4 protein-coding genes are annotated in these 3,147 nt (G+C 34.9%); all 4 read right to left on the bottom strand.

Annotation, left to right across the window (positions count from 1 at the left end):
• On the bottom strand, positions 1 to 777 hold a 777-nt coding region (locus F928_RS10270; RefSeq protein WP_005074601.1), incomplete at its 3' end, for an HNH endonuclease.
• Between the two features lie 216 nt (positions 778 to 993).
• Entirely contained in the window at positions 994 to 1,269 is a 276-nt protein-coding gene (locus F928_RS10265; RefSeq protein WP_005074599.1) for a hypothetical protein, read from the bottom strand.
• Between the two features lie 215 nt (positions 1,270 to 1,484).
• Positions 1,485 to 2,042, bottom strand: a complete 558-nt coding sequence (locus tag F928_RS10260) for a plasmid replication DNA-binding protein (protein ID WP_005244552.1) — start codon at positions 2,040 to 2,042, stop codon at positions 1,485 to 1,487.
• 63 nt (positions 2,043 to 2,105) lie between these two features.
• A complete protein-coding gene (repM, locus tag F928_RS10255) occupies positions 2,106 to 3,029 on the bottom strand; it encodes a replication initiation protein RepM (protein WP_005074595.1) in 924 nt (307 codons plus the stop codon).
• Positions 3,030 to 3,147 lie beyond the last annotated feature (118 nt).

Here is a 3,147-nt window from a genome sequence, read left to right as displayed (position 1 = left end):
ATTTTTAGTAAGAAGGTTTCCTTCATCATCGAATGAAATAAGTCCTTTATCAAATAATATATCTACGTGAGCTGCTAATAAGATTCCATTTGATGAATCTAAGCGTTCACTATCATTTGAAATCCTCCAAGGTTTAATATGGCTTGCACGCAACAACTCATTTAAACGGATTCCAGTAAGCGGACAATGCCCAAACTTCTTAATTAGTTCTTTTCGAAAGATGTTTTGTCCAATGCGTTGCAAGATATATACAGATTTTGATGTTAGAGGAATATTTTCATCTTTATCTTGGTCTAATTGACCAATTTCCAGCTCTCCGGAAGGATCTATTTTTTCATATAAGTAACTGGCCAAGTTGGCGCTAATTTCTGCTAAGTAGCAACCTTGGTTGCCATTTCCTGTAGTTGCGCTGATTGGGGAATATTTGGCTGGTAATAATGGTCGAATTTCATCAATAAAGTCTTTAGGCTTAAATTTACTTTCGACAACAAAGAAATCAACATCTACTTTCCAGCCAACGCTCCCCCAATGTCCTGTTTCTTGAAAAGGATTTTCTGCCTCATAAGCTGATGATCTAGCACAGCCTAATGCCTGGATGACTCCCATTGCGTAAGAAAAAACAATGTCACCAGGTTTTACGAGTTTCATGTTTTCGTATGATTGATTGAAACTATTGTTGGCGTTTACTTTTGGGGACCAGAGATAACCATCTCCAACTTCAGTTTTATATGTTTGTTTATGATTAACCCAAAAATAGTTAGGAAGTTGTGTATTCATAGTAAGTCTCTTCTGCAGTTTGATTAGGAAATGAGAGCAGAAGAAGCACCACACTTACATCACATCTCTCAATAGACATTAGAATACACACGAAATACAGGGGTGTAAACAGGGTGTTATCCAGGGCTTTAATATTTTAACACTTAATTTTTATTAAAATATTGTTTTATATCATTAAAAATTTTTACAGGACTTGTTTTTTTGTACTTATTTTTATTAAAAAAATCTTTTATAAGCGCTCTTATATTCTCTAATAGATGCAACTAGAGTCCAAATAAGAATTCCTATAATCAGATAGTTTGAACGTTTTATTAGTCGATGAGGCTCTAGACTTTCTAACAATGTACCTGCCGTTTGAGCATGTAATTTTGCTAGCTGATAGTCCATGCCAATTTTGATTAGCAATGATAACCCTATGCCAAAGACGAGAATCCACCATAATTTTTGGCTTACCATAAATGGAAAAAAGATAGTTTCTAGTAATGCTCTCATTAGCTTCTCGTGTTTTTAAATTTGAAAGTTTTTCTAAAATTAACATAATACGCCTTATGCGAAACACTTGAACTTTTCCTTTTCGCATCAATATCTTAAAGTAAGCCGTTCTAGGGTTCAGCGCACTGGAACGGCTTTTTCTTGATACTTCACGTTCCACGTATGTTTCTTAAACAATGTTCTATATTCTTGTTTAGTCCAGTTGAATAATCACCTTACCCATTTGGCAAGAAAAAGCGACTTAGAAAGCCTCTTTTCGGCTGCTCTGGTTCTACGTGCTCTGGCACTGGAATACGCTTATTTTCTGTTTCGACTGGAGTAGTCAATCCGTCATCTTTCGGCTCGGGTTCTGACCGAGGATCTGTTGCTATATCTGGAGCAGATTTCTGATCGGTAAACGTAGTCATATTGGATTGTGGGGGCTTCATTTCAATGAGTGTCAGCAGTGTATCTATACGAGCATTTGCCTTGGCTTCACGATCTTCGGCTTTTTCTAACTGTTTTTTTAGAAAATCAATTTGGTTTTTGAGTTCTACAACTGTTTTATCAGTGTATTCAGATGTATTTTGATTTTGTATTGGAGACGTATCGATACGTTTTACTTGTTTTACTCCAAAAGGTTCTCCATAGACACGAAGAAGTTCTGAAAAATCTATAAAACCATCATGGTCACGGCTTAACACACCGTTTTTTATATCTTTATATAGCGTAGCTCGAGATTTTTTATACAGGGTTGCAGCATCACTAACACTGTATTTTGTAGCTGTATTCATAGTGTATTGCTGTGTATTTTGAAAACGTATTGGAGAATACAATATGTGTATTCTCCAATACACTCAAGCTTTAAAGCCTAAGTTTTTTAGATGAGGCAAAAACTGTTTTTGCTGTATTGGATCTCTTAGCATTTCTTTGATTTTCGCGGCTAGGCTCTCATAGCTTTCATTACCATTTGCTAAGTTTGAAAATTCAGGTAGTCGTGAAAGCTGATTGCCAAACATATTGATTTGAGAATCTGTCATTTGTTGGAATGCTGTTTGGGGCGTTCTAGTTAATTCTTGTTGAGATGGCCTAACTTTCGATTTAATTCTGAATTGAATGTCAGTGATAACTCGTCCTTTTTTGAATTGGTCATAGTCAACGGTAATATCAGTGTGTTTATTAATTTCACTTACTGCTCTGTCTAATACGTTGGATTTAAAGTTAGACATTGTTGAATATTCAGTCGAGTCAAGACCTAACTTTGATCTAAGATCGTTAATACTATATTTCTCAGTTTTTGCTACATTCAACCATTTAATTAATAGCTCATATAGTCTTATGCTATATTTACTTCTAAAATCAGATACTTGCTCTATATGATATTTGGTAAATTGTTCGCTTAATCGGCTAATTAAGCTGATAACTTCGTTGCTAAGGTATAAAACAATAAGACCATTAGAATCTACATAGGTCACTTTGTTTACCCAATTTGCTGTAGTAAGAGCCTCTAGGCCCTTATATCTATCTAAATAACTGAACTCCCTTCTTTTTAGTGTTTTTGCTGCCTCTCTGAGCAAGCCATAGGCATTATTACTATCCACTTTAAATTGATGAATGTAGTCGCTTACAAGCACTTCTATTGGTGTATCTGGCGTGAGATTAGAAGACTCTCTAGCTCCAACTATGGCCAAGAGCATAATACGTTGCTCTATGAGTGATAAGTTAAAAGAAGCATCGATAAGAGCATTATCTTTAACAACTAATTTATTGTTATTTGTCATGATATGAAGCTGAGTAATTCATTTAACTAGGTTATATGTCATATATTTTAAATAGTCAATAATCTATCTATTTGTATACCCCTTAAACCTATCTTTATCACCCCTTAAACCTATCTTT

It is taken from the genome of Acinetobacter pittii ATCC 19004 = CIP 70.29 (assembly GCF_000369045.1).
Taxonomy (GTDB): domain Bacteria; phylum Pseudomonadota; class Gammaproteobacteria; order Pseudomonadales; family Moraxellaceae; genus Acinetobacter; species Acinetobacter pittii.
This window is presented reverse-complemented; position numbering and strand designations above follow the sequence as displayed.